At 71.1% G+C, this 25,117-nt stretch carries 20 protein-coding genes; 12 read left to right on the top strand and 8 right to left on the bottom strand.

Annotated features, from left to right (window positions below; genetic code table 11):
- Positions 1-38: 38 nt before the first annotated feature.
- From B5D80_RS04325 to B5D80_RS04300, 6 genes are all read left to right on the top strand, one after another.
- Positions 39-1,151, top strand: coding sequence for a glycosyltransferase (locus B5D80_RS04325; RefSeq protein ID WP_144081573.1), 1,113 nt, complete (start codon positions 39-41; stop codon positions 1,149-1,151).
- The gene (locus B5D80_RS04320) at positions 1,148-2,470 is read left to right on the top strand and encodes an O-antigen ligase family protein (RefSeq protein WP_088642445.1); all 1,323 of its coding nucleotides are present in this window, start codon (positions 1,148-1,150) and stop codon (positions 2,468-2,470) included. Before B5D80_RS04325 ends, B5D80_RS04320 begins: the two co-directional genes overlap by 4 nt.
- Positions 2,467-3,399, top strand: coding sequence for a glycosyltransferase family 2 protein (locus tag B5D80_RS04315; RefSeq protein ID WP_088642444.1), 933 nt, complete (start codon positions 2,467-2,469; stop codon positions 3,397-3,399). Before B5D80_RS04320 ends, B5D80_RS04315 begins: the two co-directional genes overlap by 4 nt.
- 12 nt (positions 3,400-3,411) lie before the next feature.
- Complete coding sequence (locus tag B5D80_RS04310) at positions 3,412-4,611, top strand: glycosyltransferase family 4 protein (RefSeq protein WP_088642443.1); 1,200 nt, start codon at positions 3,412-3,414, stop codon at positions 4,609-4,611.
- Entirely contained in the window at positions 4,611-6,491 is a 1,881-nt protein-coding gene (locus B5D80_RS04305; RefSeq protein WP_144081572.1) for a hypothetical protein, read from the top strand. The genes B5D80_RS04310 and B5D80_RS04305 overlap by 1 nt, the downstream gene beginning before the upstream one ends.
- 73 nt (positions 6,492-6,564) lie before the next feature.
- On the top strand, positions 6,565-7,419 hold the full coding sequence (locus B5D80_RS04300; protein WP_211291388.1) for a TylF/MycF/NovP-related O-methyltransferase: 855 nt from the start codon (positions 6,565-6,567) through the stop codon (positions 7,417-7,419).
- A gap of 36 nt (positions 7,420-7,455) precedes the next feature.
- On the opposite strand, the gene B5D80_RS04295 is transcribed toward B5D80_RS04300, so the two are convergent.
- From B5D80_RS04295 to B5D80_RS04275, 6 genes are all read right to left on the bottom strand, one after another.
- Positions 7,456-8,490, bottom strand: a complete 1,035-nt coding sequence (locus B5D80_RS04295) for an LCP family protein (RefSeq protein WP_088642441.1) — start codon at positions 8,488-8,490, stop codon at positions 7,456-7,458.
- Positions 8,487-9,746, bottom strand: a complete 1,260-nt coding sequence (locus B5D80_RS04290; protein ID WP_088642440.1) for an acyltransferase family protein — start codon at positions 9,744-9,746, stop codon at positions 8,487-8,489. The genes B5D80_RS04295 and B5D80_RS04290 overlap by 4 nt, the downstream gene beginning before the upstream one ends.
- A gap of 199 nt (positions 9,747-9,945) precedes the next feature.
- The gene (locus B5D80_RS35050; RefSeq protein ID WP_425437162.1) at positions 9,946-10,113 is read right to left on the bottom strand and encodes a hypothetical protein; all 168 of its coding nucleotides are present in this window, start codon (positions 10,111-10,113) and stop codon (positions 9,946-9,948) included.
- Positions 10,088-10,525: a hypothetical protein gene (locus tag B5D80_RS33615; RefSeq protein ID WP_169733033.1), complete on the bottom strand. Its 438-nt coding sequence runs from the start codon at positions 10,523-10,525 to the stop codon at positions 10,088-10,090. The genes B5D80_RS35050 and B5D80_RS33615 overlap by 26 nt, the downstream gene beginning before the upstream one ends.
- A 237-nt stretch (positions 10,526-10,762) precedes the next feature.
- On the bottom strand, positions 10,763-12,976 hold the full coding sequence (locus B5D80_RS04280; protein ID WP_088642439.1) for a discoidin domain-containing protein: 2,214 nt from the start codon (positions 12,974-12,976) through the stop codon (positions 10,763-10,765).
- 185 nt (positions 12,977-13,161) lie between these two features.
- Positions 13,162-14,382, bottom strand: coding sequence for an ROK family transcriptional regulator (locus B5D80_RS04275; protein WP_088642438.1), 1,221 nt, complete (start codon positions 14,380-14,382; stop codon positions 13,162-13,164).
- Between the two features lie 220 nt (positions 14,383-14,602).
- Here B5D80_RS04275 and B5D80_RS04270 point away from each other — a divergent pair, with 220 nt between their 5' ends.
- The 4 genes from B5D80_RS04270 to B5D80_RS04255 all read left to right on the top strand — a co-directional run bounded on the left by B5D80_RS04270 (position 14,603) and on the right by B5D80_RS04255 (position 19,191).
- Positions 14,603-15,901, top strand: a complete 1,299-nt coding sequence (locus tag B5D80_RS04270; RefSeq protein WP_088642437.1) for an ABC transporter substrate-binding protein — start codon at positions 14,603-14,605, stop codon at positions 15,899-15,901.
- 66 nt (positions 15,902-15,967) lie between these two features.
- On the top strand, positions 15,968-16,948 hold the full coding sequence (locus B5D80_RS04265) for a carbohydrate ABC transporter permease (RefSeq protein ID WP_088642436.1): 981 nt from the start codon (positions 15,968-15,970) through the stop codon (positions 16,946-16,948).
- Positions 16,941-17,780: a carbohydrate ABC transporter permease gene (locus tag B5D80_RS04260; protein ID WP_088642435.1), complete on the top strand. Its 840-nt coding sequence runs from the start codon at positions 16,941-16,943 to the stop codon at positions 17,778-17,780. The genes B5D80_RS04265 and B5D80_RS04260 overlap by 8 nt, the downstream gene beginning before the upstream one ends.
- A 10-nt stretch (positions 17,781-17,790) precedes the next feature.
- Positions 17,791-19,191, top strand: coding sequence for a GH1 family beta-glucosidase (locus B5D80_RS04255; RefSeq protein ID WP_245854225.1), 1,401 nt, complete (start codon positions 17,791-17,793; stop codon positions 19,189-19,191).
- On the opposite strand, the gene B5D80_RS33290 is transcribed toward B5D80_RS04255, so the two are convergent.
- Positions 19,080-20,171 (bottom strand): hypothetical protein, encoded by a 1,092-nt coding sequence (locus B5D80_RS33290; RefSeq protein ID WP_158224120.1) that lies wholly within the window; start codon positions 20,169-20,171, stop codon positions 19,080-19,082. The two genes, B5D80_RS04255 and B5D80_RS33290, sit on opposite strands and share 112 nt — an antisense overlap.
- Positions 20,172-20,684: 513 nt before the next feature.
- Positions 20,685-21,965 (bottom strand): alpha/beta fold hydrolase, encoded by a 1,281-nt coding sequence (locus tag B5D80_RS04245; protein ID WP_158224119.1) that lies wholly within the window; start codon positions 21,963-21,965, stop codon positions 20,685-20,687.
- Positions 21,966-22,084: 119 nt separating this feature from the next.
- Between B5D80_RS04245 and B5D80_RS04240 the strand changes: the two genes are divergently transcribed.
- On the top strand, positions 22,085-24,319 hold the full coding sequence (locus B5D80_RS04240) for a sensor histidine kinase (RefSeq protein WP_088642433.1): 2,235 nt from the start codon (positions 22,085-22,087) through the stop codon (positions 24,317-24,319).
- Positions 24,316-25,110 (top strand): response regulator transcription factor, encoded by a 795-nt coding sequence (locus B5D80_RS32775; RefSeq protein WP_144081571.1) that lies wholly within the window; start codon positions 24,316-24,318, stop codon positions 25,108-25,110. The genes B5D80_RS04240 and B5D80_RS32775 overlap by 4 nt, the downstream gene beginning before the upstream one ends.
- Positions 25,111-25,117: the final 7 nt, after the last annotated feature.

The following is a 25,117-nucleotide window of genomic DNA, read 5'->3' as shown; positions in this document are numbered from 1 at the left end:
TGACCGCGCGGCGACAGCCGACTCTCGACAGTGATCCCGTGCGTACGGCCATGCCATGGGCCGTGCTGTTCAGCGGCACCCCCTGGGTAGGCGGCGCACATCGCCAACATGCCCTGGCCCGGGAACTCACCACCGAACACCACGTGATGTTCGTCGATCCACCCGGACAGCGGCCCCGCTGGCAGGCGACGGTGACCCAGGTCGACCGGGCGCTCTGGCATGCCGTGCCGCCCACCGCCGTACCGTTGGGTCGGCATCTGCCGCCGGGCAACGAGATCAACCGGTGGGTGGCTGCGGGCGCCCTCCGCCGCTGGTTGCACCACCACGGAGGCCGGATACGCCTGCTCTGGATGGACGAGGATCTGGCCGCGCCCTGCGCCGACCGGTTGCCCGCCGCCGCCGTAGTCTACGACGCCACCGACCTGGACTGGACCTTCACCCGCTGGTGGAACCGCCGACACCTGCGTCGTAACCTGGCCAGGGCCCTGACCGCCGCCGACCTGGTGCTCGCCTCGTCGTCGGCGCTGCCCGAGCGGATGCCGCTGCTGGGTCCCGTCCCGGTGGTCCTGCCCAACGGGTGCGACCCGACGCACTTCGCGGTCGATGGTCCTGTCGCACCTCTGGTGGCGTGCCTGCGCGGTCCGATCGTCGGCTACTGCGGGGCGGTGGACACCCGGGCCTTCGACGCCGATCTGGTCGCCGCCGTCGCGCGCGCCCGTCCGCACTGGACGTTTCTGCTGATCGGCCCGAGCACCCGATCCGGACGGGCACCACTGCGCGGACTGGACAACGTGATACTGACCGGCCCGGTCGGATACACCGACATTCCGGCTCTGCTGCGGGGCTGCGACGTCACGGTCATTCCGTACCGGGTCGGCGGACTCATCGACTACGTGCACCCGAAAAAGTGCTACGAGTACCTCGCCTTGGGCAAGCCGGTGGTCGCCACTGCCCTGCCCGCGCTGCGGAAGCTGGAAGGTCTGGTCCGGATCGCCGCCGGCCCGGCGGCCTTCACCGAGGCGCTCGCGACGGAACTCGACACTGCCGCCGTACCGGAGCAGATCGCCCGTCGTCGGGCGGTGGCGGCCGCCAACAGTTGGGCGCACCGCGGCCAACGCCTGCGCAACCTACTCGAAGGGCTGCCACGGTGAGGCGGGCCGTCGGACCAGCTACCGCCGCGCTGGCCGCCGCCGCGCTCGCCAGCATGGCGTCGGTGCTGCTGATGCTGCCGGGGAAACTCGCGCTGGCCGGCACCGGTGCACTGGTGGCGCTGCTCGTGTTCCTGCTCTGGCCATGGCTGGTGCTGCCGGTCGGCACCCTCGGCGGAGCCGTGATCGGCGGTGTCACCAGCGGCGGTGACGTCCGAACGTACATCGTCGCGCACCTGCTGCTCCTGGCGACCGGGGTGGCCGCTCTGCTCGTCCGGTACTGGCTGCGGATGGACCCGGGGCCCCGGCGCACTCCCGCCGATCTCGGGATGTTGGTCGTGGTCGTCCTGACCGGCATCACCGCCGGCTACGGGTTGGCGATCGGGAACCTGCCTTCGGAGGTACTGGTCGCCGGGTACCAGATCACCGTCTTGCCGTTGTACTTCTTCCTCACCACTCATTCGCTGACCACGCCCCGGCGGCTCGCTGCGGCCGGGCTGGCGTACGTGGTTGTCGCAGCGGGGCTGACAGCTGCGTCGATGACGTTGCCGGGGCGACACGGTGGACTGCTCACCCTGCTGGCGATCCCCCCGTTGGTCTGGCTCGCCGGGAGGGTGCATGGCTGGCGTCGGATCCTCACGGTGGCGGTCGCCGGGTTCTTCGCCGCCGACGTGCTGCTCGCCTCCTACCGGGGAATCTGGCTCGCGGCTCTGGTGACGATCGCGGTCCTGCTGCTGCGCGGCGGACGGAGCATCCGCACCGGGCTGACCGCCACCGCGACGGCCGGCCTGGCATTGGGTGTCGTGCTGGTCTTCACGCCCGGTGTGCAGCAGCGGGCCCAGGAGATCGCCACCGGACTGGAGCAGTCCGCCGGGTACCGGGGCCCGGAGTCGGCCGTCGGGTTGGAGGTCTTCGCGCACCGTCCGGTGCTCGGTGCCGGCCTCGGGCAGTCCACCGCCGACGTCTACCTCGCCGACTTCGCATCCACCAGTGTCGGGCCGGTCTACCACGCGTACTACGTCACGCTCCTGGCGAACGTGGGTCTGGTCGGTCTCGCCCTGGTGCTCTGGCCGATCGTGCGCAGCATCCGGACCGGTCTCGCCGTCCGGGATGCGCCGTCCGTGCCGTTCGCCGCATTGTGCTGCGGTTTCCTTGCTGCGGCGTTGTTCGCCGCCCCGACCGACGGGCACTGGGAACTCGGTCTGCTGCCCGCCCTGACCCTGCTCACGCTGCCCGCGGCACGACCGTCACCGACCTGGTCGACGATGCCGGCGACGGCGTCACCACCCACGGCTTGGCGGCGCCTGGAGGTTGTCCGATGACGTCCCACTCCGATGCCACCGCGATCGTGGTGACACACAACTCCGCCCGCCAGATCCCCGCGACGCTGGCCGCGCTGCACCAGGCCGCCCTGCCGGTACGCCTGGTCGACAACGCCTCGACCGACGAGACGGTGGATCTGGTCCGCGAACTCTTCCCCACCGTGACGGTGCTGGCGAACACGGAGAACCTCGGCTTCGCCGCAGCCGTCAACCAGGCCGCGCTCGGCGTCGACAGCGCGGTGCTGCTGCTGGTCAACCCGGACTGCGTCGTGCCACCGACGACCGCCCACGAGCTCGTCCGCGTGGCGACCGAACGGTACGGGGTGGCCGGACCGAGACTGGTCGACCCCACCGGGCGGGTCGCGGTGAGCGCCCACCCCTTCGAGACGTTGACGACGGTGGTGGCGAGCCGGTTCGGCGGTCCACTGGTACCGGTGCCGCTGCGCCGGTGGTTGTCCGGACGACGGCACCGACTCACGTACGACGCCTGCCTGCGCGGTGACCGGCCCACCCCGGTGGACTGGCTCTCCGGTGCCTGCCTGGCGGTACCCACCAGGCTCTTCCTCGCCGTCGGGGGACTCGACGAGGCGTACTTCATGTACTACGAGGACGAGGAGTTCTGCCTACAGGCCCGGCACCGAGGTGCTGAGGTGTTCTATGTGCCGGCAGTGAGCGCCTGCCACATCGGCGGGGCGAGCAGCAGCGATCCGGTCTGGATCTGGCCGCACCTGTATCGCAGCATGCTGCTGTTCTTCACCCGACACCGGTCACGCAGCCGGCATCTGGTTCGGGCGGTGGTCCTGCTAAGGGCACTGCTCGGTATCGGCCTGGCGGGCGTTCGGCTGTCCCTGCAACCACGAGTCGGCCTGGCCCGCCTGCGGGCCTGGGCCCGGGTCGGCCGACTCGCGATATCCCGTCTGCCCAATTGAAGGAAAATTGTGATGCACGTTCTGACGTTTGTCGTGGGATCGCGGACCGAGCACTGGAGCGATCTTTTCGACGTTCTCTGCAACCATCCGGACCTGCACTTCAGCGTCATCGCCGCTGACGTCTCCGAGGCGACTCGCGAAGACTTCGACCGGCTGGCCCGGCTACACACCAACTTCCACGCACGTGTCGTTCCGCACTGGCTCGGGGAGGGGCGTAGCGGACACATGGCCTCGGTGATGTTCCGCAGGTTGGCGCTGGACGACCTGCCCGCCGAACCACCGGATGTCGTGCACGTCATCGGTGAGGCCGCGTACCTGTCGACCTGGCAGGTGCTGCGGCTGTGCCGACGTCACTGGCCCCGCGTTCCGACGACGCTCTACGCCGCGCAGAACGTGGTGACCCGATTCCCGCTTCCCTTCCCGATCCTGGAGCAGGCCGCGTACCGGTCGGTGCGGATGACCCTGCCGATCACTCCGCAGGCCCGGGAGGTCCTGCACGCGAAGGGGTACCGGGGACAGAGCAGCATCGTCCCCCTGGGGGTGGACACCCGTATCTTCCGCCCGTCGGCGCGAACCGACAGTGATGGCCGGTTCACTGTCGGGTTCGTCGGTCGGCTCGAGCCGCACAAGGGAATCCTCGACCTGTTACGCGCCGCTGAGCTGGTCGACTGCGACGTGCTGCTCGTCGGTGACGGTAGCCTCGCCGCGGAGATCGACCTCGCCGGCAAACGCCGCCCCGGACGGGTGCGGCGGCACAGCTGGGTGACCCACGACCGGCTGCCGGCGCTGCTCGGTGCGATGAGCACCCTGGCGCTGCCGTCCGTGGAGGTCGTCCAGCGCAACGTGCTGCCCTGGGTCGGCATCCCGCTGCGTGAGCAGTTCGGCCGGGTGCTGGTTGAGGCCATGGCATGTGGCGTTCCGGTGGTCGGCAGTGACGTCGGTGAGATCCCGTACGTCGTCGGCGACGCCGGTCTCATCTTCCCTGCCGGAGACGTGACCGCGTTGGCCGATCAGCTGACCCGGCTGAGAGACGAACCCGGCCTGGCCGCCGACCTGGCGGCTCGGGGCCTGCGCCGGGTCGAGACGGAGTTCACCTGGGAGCGGGTTGCCGACAGGCTGCATGACATCTGGCACGAGTTGGCCGCAACCACGACAGCCGCGCCGCCGGTGTTCAGCGCCCCCGCCGAGTTGATGGGAGAGGTGCGAGTCTGATGGGACGCTCAATGGGCTTCAACGGCGGTGCAACGATGTTTTGGCATCGGATAGCGCTGCCGCTGCTCGGCCTCTGCGCTGGCCTGGCCGCTGCTCAGGTGCTGACCCCGCTCCTACCGGCCCGCTATGAGGCACAGTCATCGCTTCTGCTGACGGCGACACCGCCGGACGAGGACCGTTCCGCAGAGCGGAGTCTCGCGCTTGCCCAGAACCTCGCCCCGACCGTGGCGAAGTTGGTTGGCTCCCGGGAGGTGGCCGTCGAGACGGCCAGGGCGATGTCCGTGTCGGAGCAATCGCTCGTTGGCCGCGTATGGGGCACGTACGAGCCGGGTCTGCAGATCATCACGATCGGAGCCAGTGCCCCATCGGCGCAGCAGGCGGCCGATCTCGCCAACGCGGCCACTGCGGCAGTGAGCGAGCAACTGACCCGCCTCAAACTGGGCAGGGACACACCGGTGGCCACCCGGGTAGTCGACACCGCCAGCCCGCCGGCGACGGCTTCGTTTCCGAAGCCGCTACTCAACTGCGCTCTGGGGGCGATGATCGGCCTGCTGGCCGGCTGGTGTGCGATGGTGCTGCGGGACCGCTTCGACCCTCACGTCCGCGATGTCGGGCAGGTGGAATCGCAGCTGATGCTGCCCGTCGTCGGTGCCCTGCCACCGTTGCCCCAACGGTTCGCCCGCCATCATGCGTCGGCACTGTTCGCCCGGCGGGAGGTCGCCGAACAGACCCAGGCCACCGTCGCGGCGGTGAGCATGTTGACCGCGTCGATCGGGCGTCAACGGCTGCTGGTCACCAGCGTGCGCGACGACGACGGCGCGGCGTTGCTCACCGCGCTGCTCGGACTGGGGGTGGCCGCCGAGCATCGCAGGGTCACGGTGGTCGACGGCACGGTCCGCGAGCCTGTGCTCTCCGGGCACTTCCCGGACGCGTCGTTCACCTGGCAACAGGTTGTCGGTGAGCAGCGCACCCCCGCCACGCTGCCCGGGCATCCGACGCTGACCGTGCTGCCGACCGAGCCGCAGGACTGTCTGACTCCGCAGCGGACCCGGGAACTCGCCGACCTGCTCAACGCTCTCGAGGCGACCGAGGAGGCGGTGCTCGTGCACGCGCCGCCGGTCCTGGCCAGCAGCGACACCGCAGTGTTGGCCCAGCACGTCGACGGGGTGCTGTTGGTGGTGGTGGCCGGCCGCACCCGGCTGGCCGAAGCGGCCCGGGCTGCGCGGTTGTTGCGTCAGTTGGACCTGCCGCTGGTAGGGGTGATCGCGGTCGGTGCCGCCGACCAGACCGGCCGCCGGACGGTGGAGGCCACGACCGGCACCCTCGGGTCGCTGCCCGTCGCTCCCGAGACCGAGCCGGTGTCCGGTCCCACCGCCGCTGTCACCGAAAGCCGCCAATCGGCCCGCAGCCGCCTCGCGGCGTCGCGGATCACGCGCCCGGCCGAGAGGGCCTCCAGCCGGTCGGTTGTGGCCGGACATGCCAGCGGACGAGCGGCCGTGGTCGAGCCGGCAGGTCCCGAACGGGTGGCTGCGGCCGAGTCGGCCCGGGAGCCGGTCGGCGTCGAGACCAGCGGGGAGCCAGCGGTCTTGCCGAACGTTCGGCAGGTCGTGCCGGTGGCGCGACACCGCAGGTTGGGGGCCGACAAGGCGGTCCCCACCGTGGTGGCTCCGATCGGTGCCAAGGAACTGCCCAGCCTGCTGCGCAGCCGGCCGCTGGTGCGGCCTGAGCCGAGCAGCCAGTCATCACGACCGCCGACCGGTCGCGTGCCGATCGAAGCGGTGCCGAGCAAGCGGGAGGCGGAGCCGGAGGATTCCCGCTACGTCCCCAACGGGGTACTCACCGAGGGTGGCGGTTACCGGCGGTCCGACAGCCGCCGGTGATGACCGTCCGTTCCCGGGTCGGCGCGGTCACTGTCGAGACCACGTGGGCCCGTCCATACCTGAGAGGATTTCGATGACCGAGACGATGACCACGGACCGGACCGGGGTGACCGATCCCCGCGTCCTGTACTGCGAACTGCTCAAGCAGGCGCTGACCCGGTATGTCTTCCAGGAGACCTGGATGCCGTACCAGCCGCGGGCGGCCTCCCTGCACGGCCGTATCTACCATCGGTTCAAGCATCTGCTCCAACGCCGCGGGTTGGAGCTGGTGTTGCGGTTCCCGTTCGACGCCGACGCCCGCGCCAATGGTAGGGACTGGCCGCCCGAGGCGGACACCATGATCGGCCTGCGTCGGCTCGACAATCTGGAACGGTGCATAGCCGACGTGTTGGAGCGCAACGTCCCGGGCGATCTGATCGAGACCGGGGTATGGCGCGGCGGCGCGGTGATCTTCATGCGGGGAATGCTGCGCGCCTACGGCGATCAGGAACGCTCCGTGTGGGTCGCAGACTCGTTCCAGGGCCTGCCGAGGGCCGAGCCGGGTCGGGTCGAGGACGAGGAGGACGCGCTCTGGTCGCAGCCGATCCTGGCTGTGTCTCAACAGCAGGTGGAGAACAACTTCCGGCGGTATGGCCTGCTCGACGAGCGGGTCCGGTTCCTGCCAGGTTGGTTCCAGGACACCCTGCCCGGCGCTGCGGTGCAGCAGCTGTCGGTGATCCGTCTCGACGGTGACATGTACGACTCGACAATGGTCGCGCTGCGCAGCCTCTACCCGAAGCTCTCGGTCGGCGGCTACGTGATCGCCGACGACTACCACGCGGTACGGGGCTGCAGGCAGGCCGTTGACGACTTCCGGGCCGAGCACGGCATCACCGACGAGCTGCACCGGGTGGACTGGACGTGCCGGTACTGGCGCCGTTCCCGGTGACCGGGACACGGCATGTGGGCCGTTTGCTCTGAGGACTCAGTCGGGCACGCTGACATATCGAGGATTGTCGGTGAGCCATCGGTCGACGGTGTCGCCGCGCACGGCGGTGAACAGCTCGGCGGCGGCTTGGTCGTCGAGTAGTACCGCCGAGCCCGCCGGGGTGTCGAGGCCGGGGTCGCTGACCGGTACCGTCACGAAGCGGATTCGTTCGGTGCGGACGTGGCGTAACGCGAGCGCCAGCTCGGTCAGGTCGAGGTTCTCATCGACGGTGAGCGACTCGGCGGCGGTGGTCAGCAGCCGGTCCAGCCGGGTCGGGTTGGCGATCAGGCTGGCCGGGCTGAGCTGCTCCGCGATTGCTTTGACGACAAGGTGCTGGTCGCGGATGCGACCCAGGTCCCCGCCGGGCACTCCGTGCCGTTGCCGGACCAGGTCCTCGGTGGCGTTGCCGTCGAGTCGATGGCAGCCGGCCGGCCACCGCCTGCCGGTGGTGGTCGAGGTGACCTCGTACGGTATGCAGACGGTGATGCCGCCGACGGCGTCCACGATCGTGCGTACGGCGGCGAAGTTCGCCACCACGACGCCATCGAGGGCCACACCGGTGAGCCGGTGCACCGTCTCGGCGGCGAGGGCGGCCCCACCGAAGGCGAACGCCGCGTTGATCTTGTTCTTGCCGCCGTCCCAGACGCCCGGGCGGGCGGGCACGTCGACATAGCTGTCCCGGGGGATCGACACCACCGTCACGGTGTCTCTGGTCCCGTTGAGGTGCATCAGCATGATGGTGTCCGAGCGCTGGCCCGAATACTCCCCCTGGTCCGGTTCACCGTCGCGGGAGTCTGAGCCGAGCAGCAGCAGGTTCAACGCTCCCCGACGCCACTGTTGCCCGTCGCGGGATGCGCCGCTCTGGCCGAGGATCTCCTCGCGGTGCACCCGGCCCTCGTATCGATGTCCGGCGCTGAGAACGAGCGTCACGAGGCCGGCGCAGACCGTCGCGCAGACGACCACGACGGCGAGCACGGCCCGCTGCCGTCGGGTCAGGCGACGCCAGCGTCCCGCCGGGTTCCTCGTGCTCATCGCGACAGCGGCCGGGGTGCCTCGTCGGCGATCGGGCGCAGTTGGGTCGGTGTCCGCAGGTCGGGTACGGCAGAGCGGTGGCGTTCCTCGGCGTCATTCCGCGACCGGGCGACAAGCCAGTTCCTGCCGCGCAGCGCCGGTCCTTCCACCATGTGCCAGCTGGGTATGGCGAACACCAGAGTGCCGATCACGGAGAGCACAATGTAGATCAGCAGACCCTCCGAGGCTCCGCCGAGCAGCGCCACCACCTGCTGCACCGGAAACGCGTAGATGTAGATGCCGTAGGAGTAGTCCCGGCGACGGCCGATCCGCCGCAGTACCCGGGGTGCCGCCACCGCGACGTAGAGCACAAGGTAGGCGAAGGCAGGCAGGCCGATGGCGAAGAAACCACCGAACACCATGGAGACGGGCAGCACGATGCCGGCCGCCGCGGCGTACCTTTCGCCGATCGGCAGCCGGTGGGCGTATCGGCGGGCGCAGACGCCGAGCAGGAACAGGAAGGTGAGGTAGAGCGTCCAGTCGGTGGTGAAAGTACCGAGCAGCGGCAGGCTGATCGCTCCCCGTGCCGGCGGTCGGTCGGTCCAGTCTGCGACGGTCAGCAGGTCGTTAAGGATAAGCAGGTAGGTGCCGATGGTGAGCACCAGTACGAAGCGGGCAGCACGGTGCAGCACCGCCGTCGCGGCCAGCAAGCCGGTCAGCAGGTAGCAGGCGATCTCGTAGCGCAGGCTCCACAGTGATCCGTCGAAGGCACTCGGGCCGCCCATCATTCGGCCGAACGGGGTGTCGGCCAGCAGACCGGAGATCGGATACTGATCCATCGCGCCTAGCCAGTTGACAGCGAGGTAACGCAGCGGGCCCTCAGGGTGGGTCCAGAAGCCGGTCAGGTCGCCCCGCTCGATCAGGTGGACCGCCGGCGCGATCAGCAGTGCGGTCACCGCGAGACAGACCCAGAGGCCGGGCAGGATACGCAGCGCTCGGTGCCAGGCGAACCGGCCCGCAGAGAGCCGGAGCGCACTGCCAGCGACCAGGAAGCCGGAGATGACGAAGAACCCCTGCACCGACAGGGTGCCCAGATCACTCTGTCCCGCAGTGAACGAGGCCCCGAAGCTCGGCTGGGCCAGACCGAGTGGCCAGGCGTGCGCGATGAGCACACCGAGAGCCAACGCCAGCCGCAGGAACCCGAAGGCGTTGTCTTGTGGGTCGTAGCGCTCAGCAAGGGTCCTGCGGACTGCGCGCCCTGTCTCCGTTTTCTCCATCGGGCACCCCTGTCACGGTCAGTCGGGCTCCGGCGGGTAACCACCGGATCACAACGCCATTATCGCCTTAGAATCCACCAATGGTGCCAATTAGCCAATTCACCCGTCGGCGGACGGCTTCGAGTGCAGAACCCGGTGGGTCTGTCGGCTCCACCTGAAACTGGCTCTGGCACATTTCGTGATTGATCTTGTTGATGGTTCACAGGGTCGCCAGGACGCGTTTGCGGAGGAGGTCGAGGTTCGCGCGGCCGTACGTCTTGCGCTTGATGCTCTTGATGCGGTTGACCTGGCTCTCGACGAGGCCTGAGCGCCAGGGCTGAGTGAGGCCGGCAATGACGGCGTCACAGTCGCTGGCGAAGCCGCAGATCTCGGGGGATCCGGCGTGGCGGGCGCGGTTGATCCAGGCATCGAGGTGTTGCCCGGTGCCCTGGTGGCGGAACCGGGGCGGCGAGATCGGTGACGGTGTCGAGGTCTGGGTAGCGGCTGCGGGCGTCGGCGAGATCGGCGCGGTCGTCGTCGGTGAGCCTATGTCCGGGTCGCATGATCCAGACGGTGATCCGCCGGGCCGGTGGCACCTGGACTGCGGTCGCAGGGGTGGGTCGGGTGCGGTTGGTGGCGAGCCAGTCCCGTAGCACCCGCAAGCCGCCCTGATAGCCGCGGGCCAGGATCTCCCCGTGCAGCACGGCCGTCTGGTGGACGCCATCGGTGAGGCGTTGCTGCAGGAAGGAGTGGAGCGGGGTGAGGATGCTGGTGTGGCTGCTGGCGTTCGGGCTGATCAACGACGGGAGTGTGGCGTTTTCAAACTACGCAGTCCCCGGCCTCTTTCTGATTTCTGATTGTCGCCGGCGAAGACGTGCACGAGGGTCAAGCGGCGTTAGCGTGGGATACGAAGGCCTCCTGGTTGCCGCAGCGGTTCCTGGACGGTTCCACTCCACAACCGGAGGCCTTCGTCATCACGTCCCTCTACGTCGTGTCGTCACACGACGTAGACCACCGTCCTTGAGCGGTACAGGTGGTCAGGGGTAGTTGGTCAGGTAGACGACCTGGTTGGTGGTGTTGGCGGTGCCGCCGGCGCTGTTGACGACCCGGTTGATGGTGCCGACCCCGCCGAGCGAGACGGTGACCATGTTGGTGAACCGGACGTTGGGGTTCGTCGGCGCTTCGATGGCCCGGTCGGCGACCACCGCGGGGTTGACGTTGAAGTAGCAGTAGCTGCCCAGCCCCCATGCCTGGTGGCTGGTGACCGAGTCGGCCACCTTGTACGCGGCGTAGCCCCGGGTCGCCCCGTTCGTCCAGGCGGCCTGGTTGGGTGGGTCGTAGGGCATTTCGTTCTGGTAGAAGTACGTCCGGCCGCCGTTGCCGTTCCAGACGGTCTGGTACTTCTGGTAGTGCTCGACGAACAGGCCGTACATGGTGACGTCGTCGCCGTTGACGGTCAGTCCGGTGTCGGCGGTGTTCACCGTCCAGCCGACGCCGTCGCCGTGGTCGGCACGCCACAGCCACATGTGGTCGCCGATGACGTCGTCGCTGTTGACGGTCAGGGTGTTGGTGGCCCGGCCGACGCCCGGCCCGCCGATGCGGAAGAAGACGTCGTGCAGCGAGGTCGGGTTGGCCGAGTGGTCGGCTGACGATCCGGGTGGGCCGACCTCCATGAGCACCGGCGAGGTGGTCTGCCCGGCCTCGAACATGAGGCCGGCGACCTTGACCCCGTCGACGTCGGCGACCCGCATGCCGACGGTGCCGTTGTCGGTCTGGATGGTGGCCAGGCCGAGCCCGAGGATCACCGTGTTGGCGCGGTTGACCTGGATCGGTTCGGTGACGTGGTGCACGCCGGGGGTGAACAGCAGGTGCCGGCCCTGGGCGAGCGCGGCGTTGATGGTGGCCGCGCTGGTGCCCGGCCGGACGACGAAGAACTGGCTCAGCGAGATGGACGAGCCGGCCGGGGTCTTGCCGTACCAGCTCGTGCCGGTGGAGTTGGTGCGCAGCGCCGGGACGAACACCCGGTACTCGCCGGTGCCGTCGATGTAGAGGAACGGCTTCTCGCGGATCTGCGGAGTCTGCGCGATGACGGTGTGCGACGGGTTCGGGAAGTGCGGCGGGGGTGCGCCGGTCACGCCCTGGAAGACCATGTTCCACACCGAGCCGGTCCAGCCGTTGCCGAACTCGCTGTTGCGCGAAAACCACTGCTGCTGGGAGCCGGAGACGACGAGTCCGTCGATGCGGGTGTCGGCCAGCAGGCCGCCGCTGGACCAGCCGTCGCCGCCGTTCCATAGCTGGATCTGGTTCTGCGCGCCACGCAGGTGCATCCGGCGGTACGGTGCGGCCTGCGAAACCGCCCAGCGTTCGACGGTCACTCCGGCGGGCAGGGTGACCGACAGGTTCTCTGCGGCGCGCCAGAAGTTCTGCGTCGCGTTGCCGCCGAACCAGTCGGCCTCGACCCGGACGTGGCCGTTGAGGTTCACGTCGTCGGGGCTCATGCCCAGCCCGGCGACCTGGGTGAAGAAGCCGAGGTTGACGTCGGCGGTGTAGGTGCCGGGCTTGAACAGCACGGCGTATCGCTGTGGGCCGAACTGGTTGGTCTCCTGCTGGGTGAACAGGGTGTTCAGCCGGCTCTGGATGGTGGCCGTGGGCGTGGACGGGTCGAAGACGAAGGTGTTCGGGCCGAAGTTCGGGTTGCGTGGGTCGGTGGGCTCGACCGGGTCGGTTCCACCGCTCTCGCCGTAGACCTGGAACTCCCACAGGGAGTAGCCGTAGCCGGTGGCCCGGGTGGTGCCGTACATCCGCACGTACCGGCCGCTGCCGGTGACGGGCACCGTCTGGGTGCCGCCGGTGCCGGTGGTGGTGCTCCAGACGGTGGTCCAGGTGGTGCCGTTGTCGGAGGTCTGGATCTGGAACGCCCGCGCGTGCGCGGCCTCCCAGACCAGCGTGACCTGGCTGAGGGTGGCCCGGGCCCCGAGGTCGACCTGTAGCCACTGGGGGTCGCTGAAGGCACTCGACCAGCGGGTGCCGGTGTTGCCGTCGACCGCCGCCGATGCCGGGAAGCCGGTGCCCTCGGTTGACGACGCGGTGGCCGGGCGGCCCTGGGACAGCAGTACCGGCGCGGCGTGTGCCGGTGCGGCCAGGGCGGTCGGCGTCAGGGCCGCGACGAGGGCGACGACCACGCCGACGGTGGTACGCCGCCAGCGCCGTGGGCCCGTTCTCGGGCGTGCGGGGGTGACACGAGATGTCATGACTTCGCCTGTCGGTAGGGGGTGCGGACGCCGGGCACGACGGGGCTGAGGAGAGCGGTCGCGGGTGCCGGGGTGGTGCCGCCGGGACCGGCCCGCGACCGGAGAGCGCTCTCTTCCCGAGTGTTGCGGTCATGTTGCACGGGCGTCAAGACATCGATCCATAACAGTGTTATTTATCCCGGTTGCTACCTATGGTGGTTATCGACTGTCGGCCGCAGTCCTCCGGTGGCGAGCAGCCGGGCCACCGGCAGGGTGGCAGCGCCGAGCGCGACCGCGTCCACGCCGAGCCGGCACAGTTCGATCGACGCCTGCTCGTACGGCTGGCGCAGCGCCTGCCGTCCGGCCGCCTCGCGGATTGCGGGCAGCAGACCGCCGAGCGCCATCGCCGTCCAGCCGCCCAGCACCACCCGCTCGGGATTGAACAGGTTGATCAGATTGGCGACCCCGGCGCCGAGGTAGCCGGCGGTCTCCTCCAGCACCCGACGGGCGGTGGGCGAACTGGCAGCGGCCTCGACCAGGGCGGCGATCCGGGACTCCTCGTCCCCACCGGGCACCGCCCGGCCGCCGTGGGCCTCCTGGTAGCGATCGATGATCGCCTCGGCGCCCACGTACGCCTCCAGGCAGCCCCGGGCCCCGCAGCGGCAGGTCCGGCCGCCGTACACCAGCGTGGTGTGTCCCCACTCGCCGGCGCTGCTGGACGCTCCCCGGTAGGCGACCCCGTTGGTCATCAGGGCCGCGCCGACCCCGGAGCCGACCAGGGCGAACACGGCGTGGCGGGCACCGCGTCCGGCTCCGAACCACATCTCCGCCTGGCCGAGGGTGTTCGCGCCGTTGTCGATGTGCAGCGGCAGGTCGGTGCCCGACCGGATCAACCGCTCCAGCGGCACCCGGTCCCAGCCGAGGGCCTGGGCGTGCACCACCGCCTCGGTGCCCTGCTCCACCACGCCCGACACACCGATCCCGACGCCGAGCACGTCGGCGCAGGACACCCGGGCCTGGGTGGTGACCGCGTCGATGCCGGCCAGCACGTGTCCGGCGACCGTCGCCGGTTCGGTGCGCGCCGGGTCCAGCGGGTAGCCGGCGCGGGCCAGCACGGTCATGGCGAGGTCGAACAGTTCGACCCGGACCAGGGTCTCCCCGACGTCCACCCCGATGACGAAGGCGAACCGGGGCGCGACGCGCAGCATCATGCTGGGACGCCCGCCGTCGGACTCGGCCACCCCGGCCTCGACGACCAGCCCCTCGCCGATGAGGTCACTGACCACGTTGCTGATCGCGGGTTGGCTGAGACCGGTGCTGCGCATCAGGTCCTGCCGGGTCAGTGGACCGTCGAGGAAGAGCCTGGACAGCAGCGCGGACCGGTTCCGCAGCCGCACGCTCCGATTCGTCGCTCGCGCCAACTCCACCCCGCCACCTTCCCCCGGGCCGTCCGGAGCGACTGTACGACCCCGGGGTTGACGGTCCTGCGGACAACCACTTTAATGACGACATTAATTAAGCTGTGATGTAACTCCCGCGACACGGTGCGCACCCCCCGGATCCGACGGTCCCGGATCTCCGACTGCCGGCCCCTCGCGCACGCCACCGCACCGACACACCCCACCACCAGAACCGGAAGGTCCGATCGTGTCGAGACGACGCCTCGCGATACTCACCGCCGCAGTCCTGGCTGCCGCCCCGCTCACCGCCTGCGGTGGCTCGGACGACCCGTCCGGCGGGTCCGCCAAGACCCTCACCTACTGGGCCAGCAACCAGGGGGCGAGCCTGGAAGCCGACAAGCAGATCCTCCAACCCGAACTGGACCGGTTCGAACAGCAGACCGGCATCAAGGTCAACGTGGAGGTGGTGCCCTGGTCGGACCTGCTCAACCGGCTGCTCGCCGCCGCCACCTCCGGACAAGGCCCGGACGTGGTGAACATCGGCAACACCTGGTCGGCGTCGTTGCAGGCGACCGGGGCCATGGTCGAGTTCGACGACGCCACCCTGGCCAAGGTCGGCGGCAGGGACCGGTTCGTCCCGGCCGCGCTCGCCGCCGCCGGGGCCCCGGGTAAACCGCCCGCCGCGGTGCCCCTCTACAGCCTCGCCTACGCCCTCTACTACAACAAGAAGGCGTTCGCCGACGCCGGCATCACCACCCCGCCGACCACCTGGGAACAGGTGGCCGAGCTCGGCCGGAAGCTGACCGGCGACGGCCGGTGGGGCCTCGCCGTCGAGGGTGCCAACGCCTCGGAGAACGCGCACCACGCCTTCACCTTCAGCCAGCAGTACGGCGGCGAGTGGTTCGACTCCGCCGGCAAGCCGACCTTCGACACCCCGCAGAACGTCGCCGCGGTCAAGCGGTACGTCGACCTGATGGCCACCGACAAGATCATCAACCCGAGCAACGCCGAGTACGCGCAGAACCAGTCGGTGTCCGACTTCGCCAACGGCAAGGCGGCGATGCTGCTCTGGCAGGCCGCCGGGGCGAACCTCAAGTCCCAGAACATGGCCGCCGACGCGTACGGCGTGGCCCCCGTGCCGTTCCTGGCCGCCCCGCCGGCCGGCGGCAGGAAGGTCAACAGCATGGTCGCCGGGATCAACATCGCGGTGTTCAAGCACACCAGGAACCCCGACGCCGCCCTGGAGTTCGTGAAGTTCATGACCAGTGACGCCGAGCAGGTGACGCTCAACAAGACGTACGGATCGCTGCCGCCGGTCACGACCGCCGCCAGCGATCCGGCGTTCACCGCCCCCGAGCAGAAGGTGCTCCAGGCGACCCTCGCCACCACCGCGGCTCCGCTGCCGCAGGTTCCCGACGAGAGCACCTTCGAGACCCTCGTCGGCACCGCCATCAAGGAACTCTTCGCCGACGCCGCCAGCGGCAAGCCGGTCACCGAGGACGGCGTCCGGCAGAAGCTGAGCAAGGCCCAGCAGCAGATGCGCTGACCCGCCGGACCGGTGGCCGTGGCAGGGACGCCGACCCTGCCACGGCCACCCCGCGAGAGGACCACGATGGCCATCACCACCGTCCACGACGCCACCGGGCGGGACGGGCCGCCCCGGGGCGGGGCACCGCAGAACCGCCCCCGCCGGCCCCGCCGCTCACTCCTGCCGTACCTGCTGCTCGCCCCGGCCGTCGTGCTGGAACTGGCGATCCACGTCGTGCCGATGCTCGTCGGCGCCTGGATGAGCCTGCTGGAGCTGACCCAGTTCCACATCCGCGACTGGTCCACCGCCCCGTTCGTCGGCACCGAGAACTACCGGATGGTTCTCGATCTCGACTCCGCCGCCGGAGCCGAACTGCTGCACTCGTTCCAGGTGACAGTGCTCTACACGGTCTGCTCGGTCGGCCTGTCCTGGGTGCTCGGCACCACCGCGGCCGTGCTGCTGCAACGCCCGTTCCGCGGCCGGGGCCTGCTGCGCGCGCTCTTCCTCACCCCGTACGCCCTGCCGGTCTACACCGCCGTGATCACCTGGAGTTTCCTGTTCCAGCGCGACAACGGCCTGGTCAACCACGTGTTGGTCGACCAGTTGCAGCTGCTCGGCGACCGGCCGTTCTGGCTGATCGGCGACAACAGCTTCGTCGCGTTGCTGATCGTGTCGGTCTGGCGGTCCTGGCCGTTCGCCTTCCTGTGCGTCATGGCCGGCCTCCAGAACATCCCGGCCGACCTGTACGAGGCCGCCGCGATGGACGGCGCGGGCTTCTGGCGGCGGTTTCGCTCGGTGACCCTGCCCATGCTGCGTCCGGTCAACCTGGTGCTGCTGCTGGTGCTGTTCCTGTGGACCTTCAACGACTTCAACACCCCGTACGTGCTGTTCGGCGGCTCCGCGCCGGAGCAGGCCGACCTGGTCTCCATCCACATCTACCGCAGCTCCTTCAAGACCTGGGACTTCGGCTCCGGCTCCGCGATGTCGGTGGCGCTGCTGCTGTTCCTGCTCCTGGTCACCGCCGGGTACCTGCTGCTCACCAACCGCCGGAGGAACGATGCGTGAGACCACCGCCGAGCGTTGGGCCCGCCGCAGCGTGTTGACCCTGCTCACGCTGTTCGTCCTCGTCCCGCTCTACGTGATGGTCAGTTCGTCGGTCAAACCGCTTCAGGACGTGCAGAACGCGTTCACCTGGTGGCCCCGCCGTCCCACCGTCGACGCGTTCGTGGACATGTGGTCGACCGTGCCGCTGGGCCGATACCTGGTCAACAGCCTGGTCGTCTCCTCGGTGGCGGCGGTCCTGTCGGTGGCCGTGGCGATCTTCGCGGCGTTCGCGGTCAGCCGCTACCGTTTCCGCGGCCGGGGCCTGTTCTCGGTGACCGTCCTGTCCACCCAGATGTTCCCCGGCATCCTGTTCCTGCTGCCGCTGTTCCTGATCTACGTCAACCTGGGCAACGCCACCGGCATCCAGTTGTACGCCAGCCGGACCGGCCTGATCGTCACCTACCTCACCTTCTCGCTGCCGTTCTCGATCTGGATGCTGGTCGGCTACTTCGACTCCATCCCGCGCGGACTCGACGAGGCCGCCCAGGTCGACGGCGCCGGCCCGCTCCGCACGCTGTTCCAGGTGGTGCTGCCGGCGGCAGTGCCCGGAGTGGTCGCCGTGACCGTGTACGCGTTCATGACCGCCTGGGGTGAGGTGCTGTTCGCCTCGGTGATGACCAACGAGGGCAGTCGCACCCTGGCCGTGGGCCTCCAGGGCTACTCCACCCAGTTCAACGTCTACTGGAACCAGGTGATGGCCGCCTCGCTGGTGGTCAGCATGCCCGTCGTCGCCGGCTTCCTGGCGTTGCAGCGTTACTTCGTCGCCGGCCTCACCGCCGGCGCGGTCAAGTGAGTCCGCCACCGTGTCCCGCGAGGAGAACCCCGACGTGCCCGACCTGTCCACGCTGCCAGCCGACTTCATCTGGGGCGTCGCGACCGCCGCCTACCAGATCGAGGGTGCCGTCGCCGCCGACGGCAGGGCACCGTCGATCTGGGACACCTTCTGCCAGGTGCCCGGGGCCGTCGACAACGGCGACAGCGGCGCCGTCGCCTGCGACCACTACCACCGGTGGCCGCAGGACATATCACTGGCACGCGGCCTCGGCGTCGACGCGTACCGGTTCTCGGTGGCCTGGCCCCGGGTGCTTCCCGCCGGCGTCGGCCCGGTCAACCCGCGAGGGCTGGACTTCTACGACCGGCTGGTCGACGCGTTGCTCGCGGCCGGGATCCGGCCGTTCGTCACGCTCTACCACTGGGACCTGCCGCAGGCCCTCCAGGACCGGGGCGGCTGGCCGCAACGCGCCACCGCCGAGGCGTTCGCCGACTACGCCGCGGTCGTCGCGGCCCGCCTCGGCGATCGGGTCGCCGACTGGACCACCGTCAACGAGCCGCTCTGCGTGTCCTGGATCGGGCACCTGGAGGGCCGGATGGCACCGGGCGAGCGGGATCTCGCGCGCGCGGTGCGTACCTCCCACCACACGCTGCTCGGCCACGGCCTGGCCACCCTGGCGGTCCGCGCCAACGCCGCCCGCCAGGCCTCCGTCGGGGTGGTGCTCAACCTCAGCCCCTGCGAGCCCGCCACCGACCGTCCGGCGGACGTCGCCGCCGCCCACCGGATGGACGGCCACGTCAACCGCTGGTGGCTGGACCCGCTGCACGGCCGCGGCTACCCCGCCGACATGCTCGCCACCTACCAGGTGGAACCGCCGGTACGCGGCGACGACCTCGCCGTGATCGCCACGCCGACCGACTTCCTCGGGATCAACTACTACTTCCGGCAGGTCGTCGTCGACGACCCGGACGGCCCCCCGCCGTACGCCCGGCAGGTGCCGGTGCCGGGCGCGGTGCAGACCGCGATGGGCTGGGAGAACCATCCGGCCGGGCTGGAACGGCTGCTGGTCGCGGTGCACGAGGAGTACGCGCCGGCCCGGATCGTCGTCACCGAGAGCGGGTCGGCCTGGCCGGACCACGTCACCGCCGACGGCACCGTGCAGGACCGGGAGCGCACCGACCATCTGGAGCGGCACCTGGCCGCCTGCGCGGCCGCCGTCGACCGGGGCGTTCCCCTCGCCGGATACTTCGTCTGGTCGCTGCTCGACAACTTCGAATGGGCGTACGGCTACGACAAGCGGTTCGGTCTGGTGCACGTCGACTACTCCACCCAGCGGCGCACGGTCAAGGCGAGCGGGCTGCGGTACGCCGACCTGATCCGCGCACACCGGCAGCGCACCGGACCGGCGAGGACGGTCCCGGTACGCCGATGACGGGCCGACGGGGCCCGGGAACCCCTGGGTGTCACACCGGGTGACACCCAGGGGCCCGACCCGGCGATCCTCGGCCTGCCGGTCGCGCCGCTGACCCCACAGGTGAACCTGGTCGGCGGGTCCGTGAACGCCTCGATCGTCAGACAATCGACTGTCATCCACCCGGGGAGAGGAGGCCATCCGGTGTCCGTGTCAGTGGGTAGACGTGCTCTGCGGGAAACAGCCGGTGGACCCTGGCGGCGTGCCCGGTTTGTGCCGGTGCTGCGGCCTTGCGAACCCGGAGGGTCAGGTCGGAAAGGCCGACGATCCAGTCGTCGGTGAACGTGCGGATCGCGTCGACCCTGTTCGTGCCGCCGCCGGTAGCCGATCAGCAGCGGGTTGGTGGCCAGGGCGATGTCGGCCAGCACCACCTGCCGGACGTACGCCAGCGTCCCCAGCCAGTGCCTCTCCAACCCGATTGAGATCGGACTGGTCCCTGCGAAGCGCACCCGCCCGGTCTCGGTCCGAAATCGGGCTACCTCGTCAACCAGCGCTGTGGGCAGCCCGACGGTGAGAGTTTCGACGGCATCACACTCCAGTTCGAGCACCTGGCCGGCCGGCAGCAGGACGGTGTGGCCGGGGGCCACCTGATTGACCTCCCCATGCTCGGTGATGCAGAGCCGCCCGCTCCGCACGTGGATGATGTTGATCAGCCCACGCGCAACGCCTCGCACCCGCATCTGCGCCGAGCACTGCCAGTCATTCAGCACGACATCGCCGAGCACGGCCCGCATGCCCCACAGTTCCGCTCCCTCCGGCCCAGGTGCGGACACCAGGACGTCGACGTCGGCGAAGGTGGTCTGGAAGAAGGCGAGCACCTCGTCGGCATCGGTCATGATGTACCGCTGCCAGGGCGATGGCTGCACCCCGACCCCGGGATCGGCGTCGATGGCCACTCGTGCCGTCGGCCGCCGGTTGAGCGGCGGTCGATAGCCCGCCATCCGGTGCCTCCCGTGATCACACCGACCAGCTTTCGCCGACCAGTGGAAATCCAACAATGCCGCACTATCCGGGAGATTAGAAGTACCGGAGGTGTCGTGTCCCACTTCGGACACGTCACAGCTGCCCGCGCATTCCCAATACGCGAAATGGGGTACTGGAAGGCGAAGAGGGAGCAGCGTCGGAGCGGTATTTCCGGAGCCTCGGATAGGTTGCCGAAAACGAAGGCACCGGGGTGGGAATCATCCCGTAACGTCCTCGCGCCGATTCCCGCCGACCCGGCAGGTGGCGGTGCGCGGCTCAACGGAGGACGGGCAGGGCCAGCGTCCGATCGTACCCCTGTTCACCCTGAGGGAGCGCCCGGCTGCTCGGCCGGACGAACGCCAGTGTGTGGCCGCCGGGAACCACCTGGGACCAGGGATCTCCCTGGTTCGGGACCCCAGTCTTGGCTGGCCGGGTGTTCGCCGGACGCGCGGCCGGGCCGGCGCTGGAGCGATCGTCGCCCGGGGTCCGACTCACGATGGGGGTCGGGCCGAGGTGTAGGCCGGCAGCGGCAGCGGCTCGTCGCGCAGGAACGCGCGAAGCAGCGCGTCGTACGCCTCCCGCTGGCCGGAGGTGATGTCGTGTCCCGTGTGCGGCAGGTAGACCAGCGTCGCCTGCGGCAGCGTGCGTCGGTATTCGTACGTTTCCTCCCATGGGACGAAGTCGCACTCGCCGCGCATGATCAGCGCCGGCACCCGGGCCTGCCGGAGCGCGGGCCGCGGATCGGGGATGCGGGCGAAGTCCTCGACCGTCTGTTGGTTGACGTAGAAGCCCTGGTGGTTGTCGTGTGCCTCGGCGGGTGCCGAACCGGGGCAACGGGCGGTGTCCTTGCCGAGCACGGCGACGGCGTGCATCAGCGCGTCCGCCTCGTCGTCGCCGACGAGCGCGTGCGCTGCGTTCGGGTTGACGCTCTGCAGGATCGCCTGGGCGATGACCCGGGGCGAGGCGAACAGGTCGTCGCGCTGCCGACGCTGCTCGGCGGTCATCCGGGCCCAGGGGTCGCCGCCTCCGCCGTCCGGGTAGGCGCCCGCCCAGATCGGGCCGGGCGAGGTGAACACGGCCCGGGCGACGTGCTGCGGGTGGGCCGCGAGATACTGCGCCGCGAGCGACCCGCCCCACGACTGCCCGACGAGAACGACGCGCTCGGCGCCCAGCTCGACACGGATCGCGTCGAGGTCGGCGACCTGCCGGGCGACGGTGTAGCCGGTGACGTCGGTGAGCCGGGTGGACCGGCCGGCGCCGAGCTGGTCGTAGGCGTAGACCTCGAAGCCATCGGCAGCGAGCAGGGCACCGACGGCGGGCACCCCCTCCCCCGGGGTGCCGGGGCCGCCGTGCAGGAAGAGCACGGGCGTCGGGCGGGGCGTGCCGGAGGCAGCGGCATGGACGTACGCAATCCGTGATCCGGTGGGCAGGTCCCAGAACCGGACGCCGGCGGGTGGGGGCGGGGCGGCCGGGTGCGGGCCGGGCCGGAACACGGTCACGGCGGCGAGCCCGGCGACTGCGACGGTGACGGCGACGGCCAGCACCGTCGCGGCGCGGCTCCGGCGTCGAACGCCGAGTAGCGCGAACGCGGGCCGGGCGAGGAGCTGGGCGACGGTGCCCAGCAACACGAGCCCCACCACGCACAGCAGCGGTATCCAGGCGGTGACGAGCGCGGTGGCGACGAAGCCCGCGCCGCCCACGGTCACGGCGGTGGCCACGGCGACCGGCAGCAGCAGGACGCCGATGCTCCGGCGAACAAGGGAACGAACCATGAAGATCATGCTGGCCGGTGCCTGGCGTAGGCGCGTCGTGCCACAGGACGGCTTCCGCGCGCCCCACCCCCGTCTCGCGGCGGGGTCCCGACCGGCCGGGCGGCCCGTACCATCGGGGTATGCGACGCTGGGCCCCTGACCTGGGCGACACCTGGGCTGCCGGCGCCGTGGCGGTGTCGCAGGCGCTGTGGTGGCTCGCCGCCCGGCCGGAGCCGCGGCTGGCGCCTGGCGTCTGCGCCGTCGCCGTCGTCGCCGTGGTCGCGCTGCTCTACCGCAGGCGGGTGCCCGGTCCGGCGCTGGCCGGTGCCGCCCTGGCCACCGCGCTGGCCGCCCCCGTCGTCGGGGCCGCCCCGGCCGGCCCGGCCGCGGTGCTGCTGACGGCGTACGCGCTGGTGGTGCATCGCACGGCGGCGGTCTCGGCGGCCGGCGTCGCGGCCGTGGTGGCCGGGTTCGCCGTGACGGCGGCGGCCTGCGGTGCGTCGGCGCGGGCCACCGTCGCGACCGCGCTCGTGCTCGGGGCCGTGGCCGCCGGGGTGTGGGCGGTCGGGCGGTTTGGCCGTCGGGTCCGCGCCGACCGGGCGTCGGCCGAGACCTTCCGGGCGGCCGTGGACGGGTTCGCGCCGCTCGCGGTCGCGCAGGAACGCCGGCGGCTCTCGACCGAGCTGCACGACGTGGCCGGTCACCGGCTGACCGCGATCCTCGTGTCCGCCGGTGCGGCGCTGCGCCTCGCCGACCCGGTGCTGCGGGAGCGGGCGATCGAACACGCGATCGGCGCCGGGCAGGCGGCGGTCGACGACCTGGACCGGGTGGTGGCGTCGGCGGGGCGGGACGACGAGGTCGGCATCGAGGCGGTCGACCAGCTGGTGGCGGGGCACCCGTGGGTGCGCTACGAGCGCACCGCGCGGGTCGTCCCGCCGGCGGTCGCGGCCCTGGCGCACGGGATCGTCCGCGAGGCGCTGACCAACATCATGCGGTACGCGCAGGGCGCGGCGGCGACGGTGCGGATCATCGCCGACCCCGGCGGGTTCACCGTGACGGTGCTCGACGGGGGTGGCAGCCGTGCGGCCGGCGACGTGGGCAGCGGGCTCGGCATCGCCGGGCTCCGCGCCCGGGTCGAGGCGGTCGGCGGTGACCTCGACGCCGGGCCGGCCGGTCCGGGATGGCGGGTCCGGGCCCGGCTGCCGTGGCGGCCCGGGGTGGCACCGGGCGCCGCGCCAGGGACCGGAGCGACGCCGCCCGTCTGGGCGACGACGGGAGCGCCGCCGGGCGTCCGGACGTGGGCCGGGGCCGGCGCGGCGGTCCGGGACGGGGCGATGGTCGTCCTCGCGCTCGGGCTGTCCACGGGCACGGTGCTGCTGCCGGGCGGGGACAGCCCCGATCCGCTGGCCGCGCCGATTCCGGCGACGCTGCTGGTGGCGCTGCTGGTGCTGCACGCGCTGCCGTTGGCGTGGCGCCGGCTCGCGCCCGGCCCGGCGCTGGTCGCGGCGCTGGCGATCCAGGTCGCCTGGCTTGCTGGCACCGCTGCTGGCTGGACCCGGCACGACCCGGCGGAGACGTTCCTGTGGTGCTGGTGGGTCGAGCTGGCGCTGGTGTACGCCGTGGCCGCCTACCGGCCCGCAGCCAGCCTCGGGTTCGCCGCGCCGTTGGCGGTGGCCGCCGTCGGCGGGGTGGCCCTGGGCGCGGGTGCCGACATCACCGGAAACCGTGCCGCGGCCGGTGCGGTGCTGGGCGTCGTGCTCGCGATACCGCTGGGTGCCGCCTGGCTCGCCGGCAGGCTGGTGACGACGCGGCGGTCCCGCCGGTCGACCGCCGAGGCCGCCGCACGGGAGACCGTGCGCCGGCACGCCGACAGCGCGGCGCGGGGCGAGCGCGCGCGCATCGTGGACGACCTGCGCGCGAGCGCGCGGCTGCACGCCACCTCGGCGCTCGCCGCGGCCGAGGCGGGCCGGCTGGACGAGGTCGCGGCGCAGGCCCGCGCCAGCCTGGTCGCCCTGCGACGGCTGCTGCACGGGCTGCCCCAGGACCGGCCCGACCCGCCGCCCGCCGTCGCCGCCCTGTCCGACCTGGCGGCGCGCCGCCGGTCGGCGCTGCGGTTCGTCGGCGAGCCACGGTCCCTGCCCGTGCCCCTGGAGGTGGCCGCGCACCGGGCGGGTGCGGCGCTCATCGCCGACGGCGCGGTGGCCACGGTGACGTACGTCGCCGGCGGGATCGGCCTGGAGGTCCGCCGCTGCCCGCCCGTCGGTGCGGAGGTGCTGCGGTCGCTGCGGGATTCGACGGACGCCGCCAGCGGTTCGGTGGCGGTCGACACCGACCGCACCACGGTCCGCGTCTGGTTGCCGGAGGCGCTGCGGTGATCCGGGTCATCGTCGCCGACGACGAGGCCACGGTGCGGGCCGGCATCGCCGCGATCCTCGACGCAGAGCCGGACATCGCGGTCGTCGGCCAGGCCCACGACGGTGACTCGGCCGTCGCGGTCGTCGCGTCGACCACTCCCGACGTCGCCGTCCTGGACGTACGCATGCCAGCCCGCCGGCCCCCCACCCCGGGTCCGCCGGTTCGGGGGCTCCGCCCGGAGGGGCCGCCCTCGGGCCGGCCGACCTGCGCCGACGGGATCGCGGCGGCCGCCGTGATCGGGCAGCGGCATCCGGCGACCCGGATCGTCATGCTGACGACGTTCGGCCTCGACGAGTACGTGTTCGCGGCGCTACGGGCCGGAGCGGCCGGGTTCCTGCTCAAGGACGCGGAGCCGCAGCGGGTCGTCGACGCCGTCCGGGTCGTCGCCGCCGGGGACGCGATGCTCGACCCGGGGGTCACCCACCGGCTCATCGACCGGTTCGCGACCGGGCCCGGGCCCGAGGACGCCGCACGCCTCGGCGGGCTGACCCCCCGCGAGACGCAGGTGCTGCACCAGGTGGCACGCGGGCTGTCCAACGCCGAGATCGCGGCGGTCCTGGGTATCAGCGCGTCGACGGTCAAGGACCATGTGGCGGTCGTCCTGGGCAAGCTGGGCGTGCGCGACCGGGTGCAGGCGACGATCGCGGCGTACGAGGGCGGGCTGATCCGCCCGGGGGTACGCGAGCAGCCGGCCCTGGAATCGTCGGGGCGCCACGGGTCTCCACCGTCGAAGGGCCGGCTGCTCGGATGAAGGTCCG

It is taken from the genome of Micromonospora wenchangensis (assembly GCF_002210435.1).
Classification (GTDB): Bacteria; Actinomycetota; Actinomycetes; order Mycobacteriales; family Micromonosporaceae; genus Micromonospora; species Micromonospora wenchangensis.
Note: the sequence above shows the minus strand (reverse complement) of the source record. Positions and strands in the feature narration are given on the sequence as shown.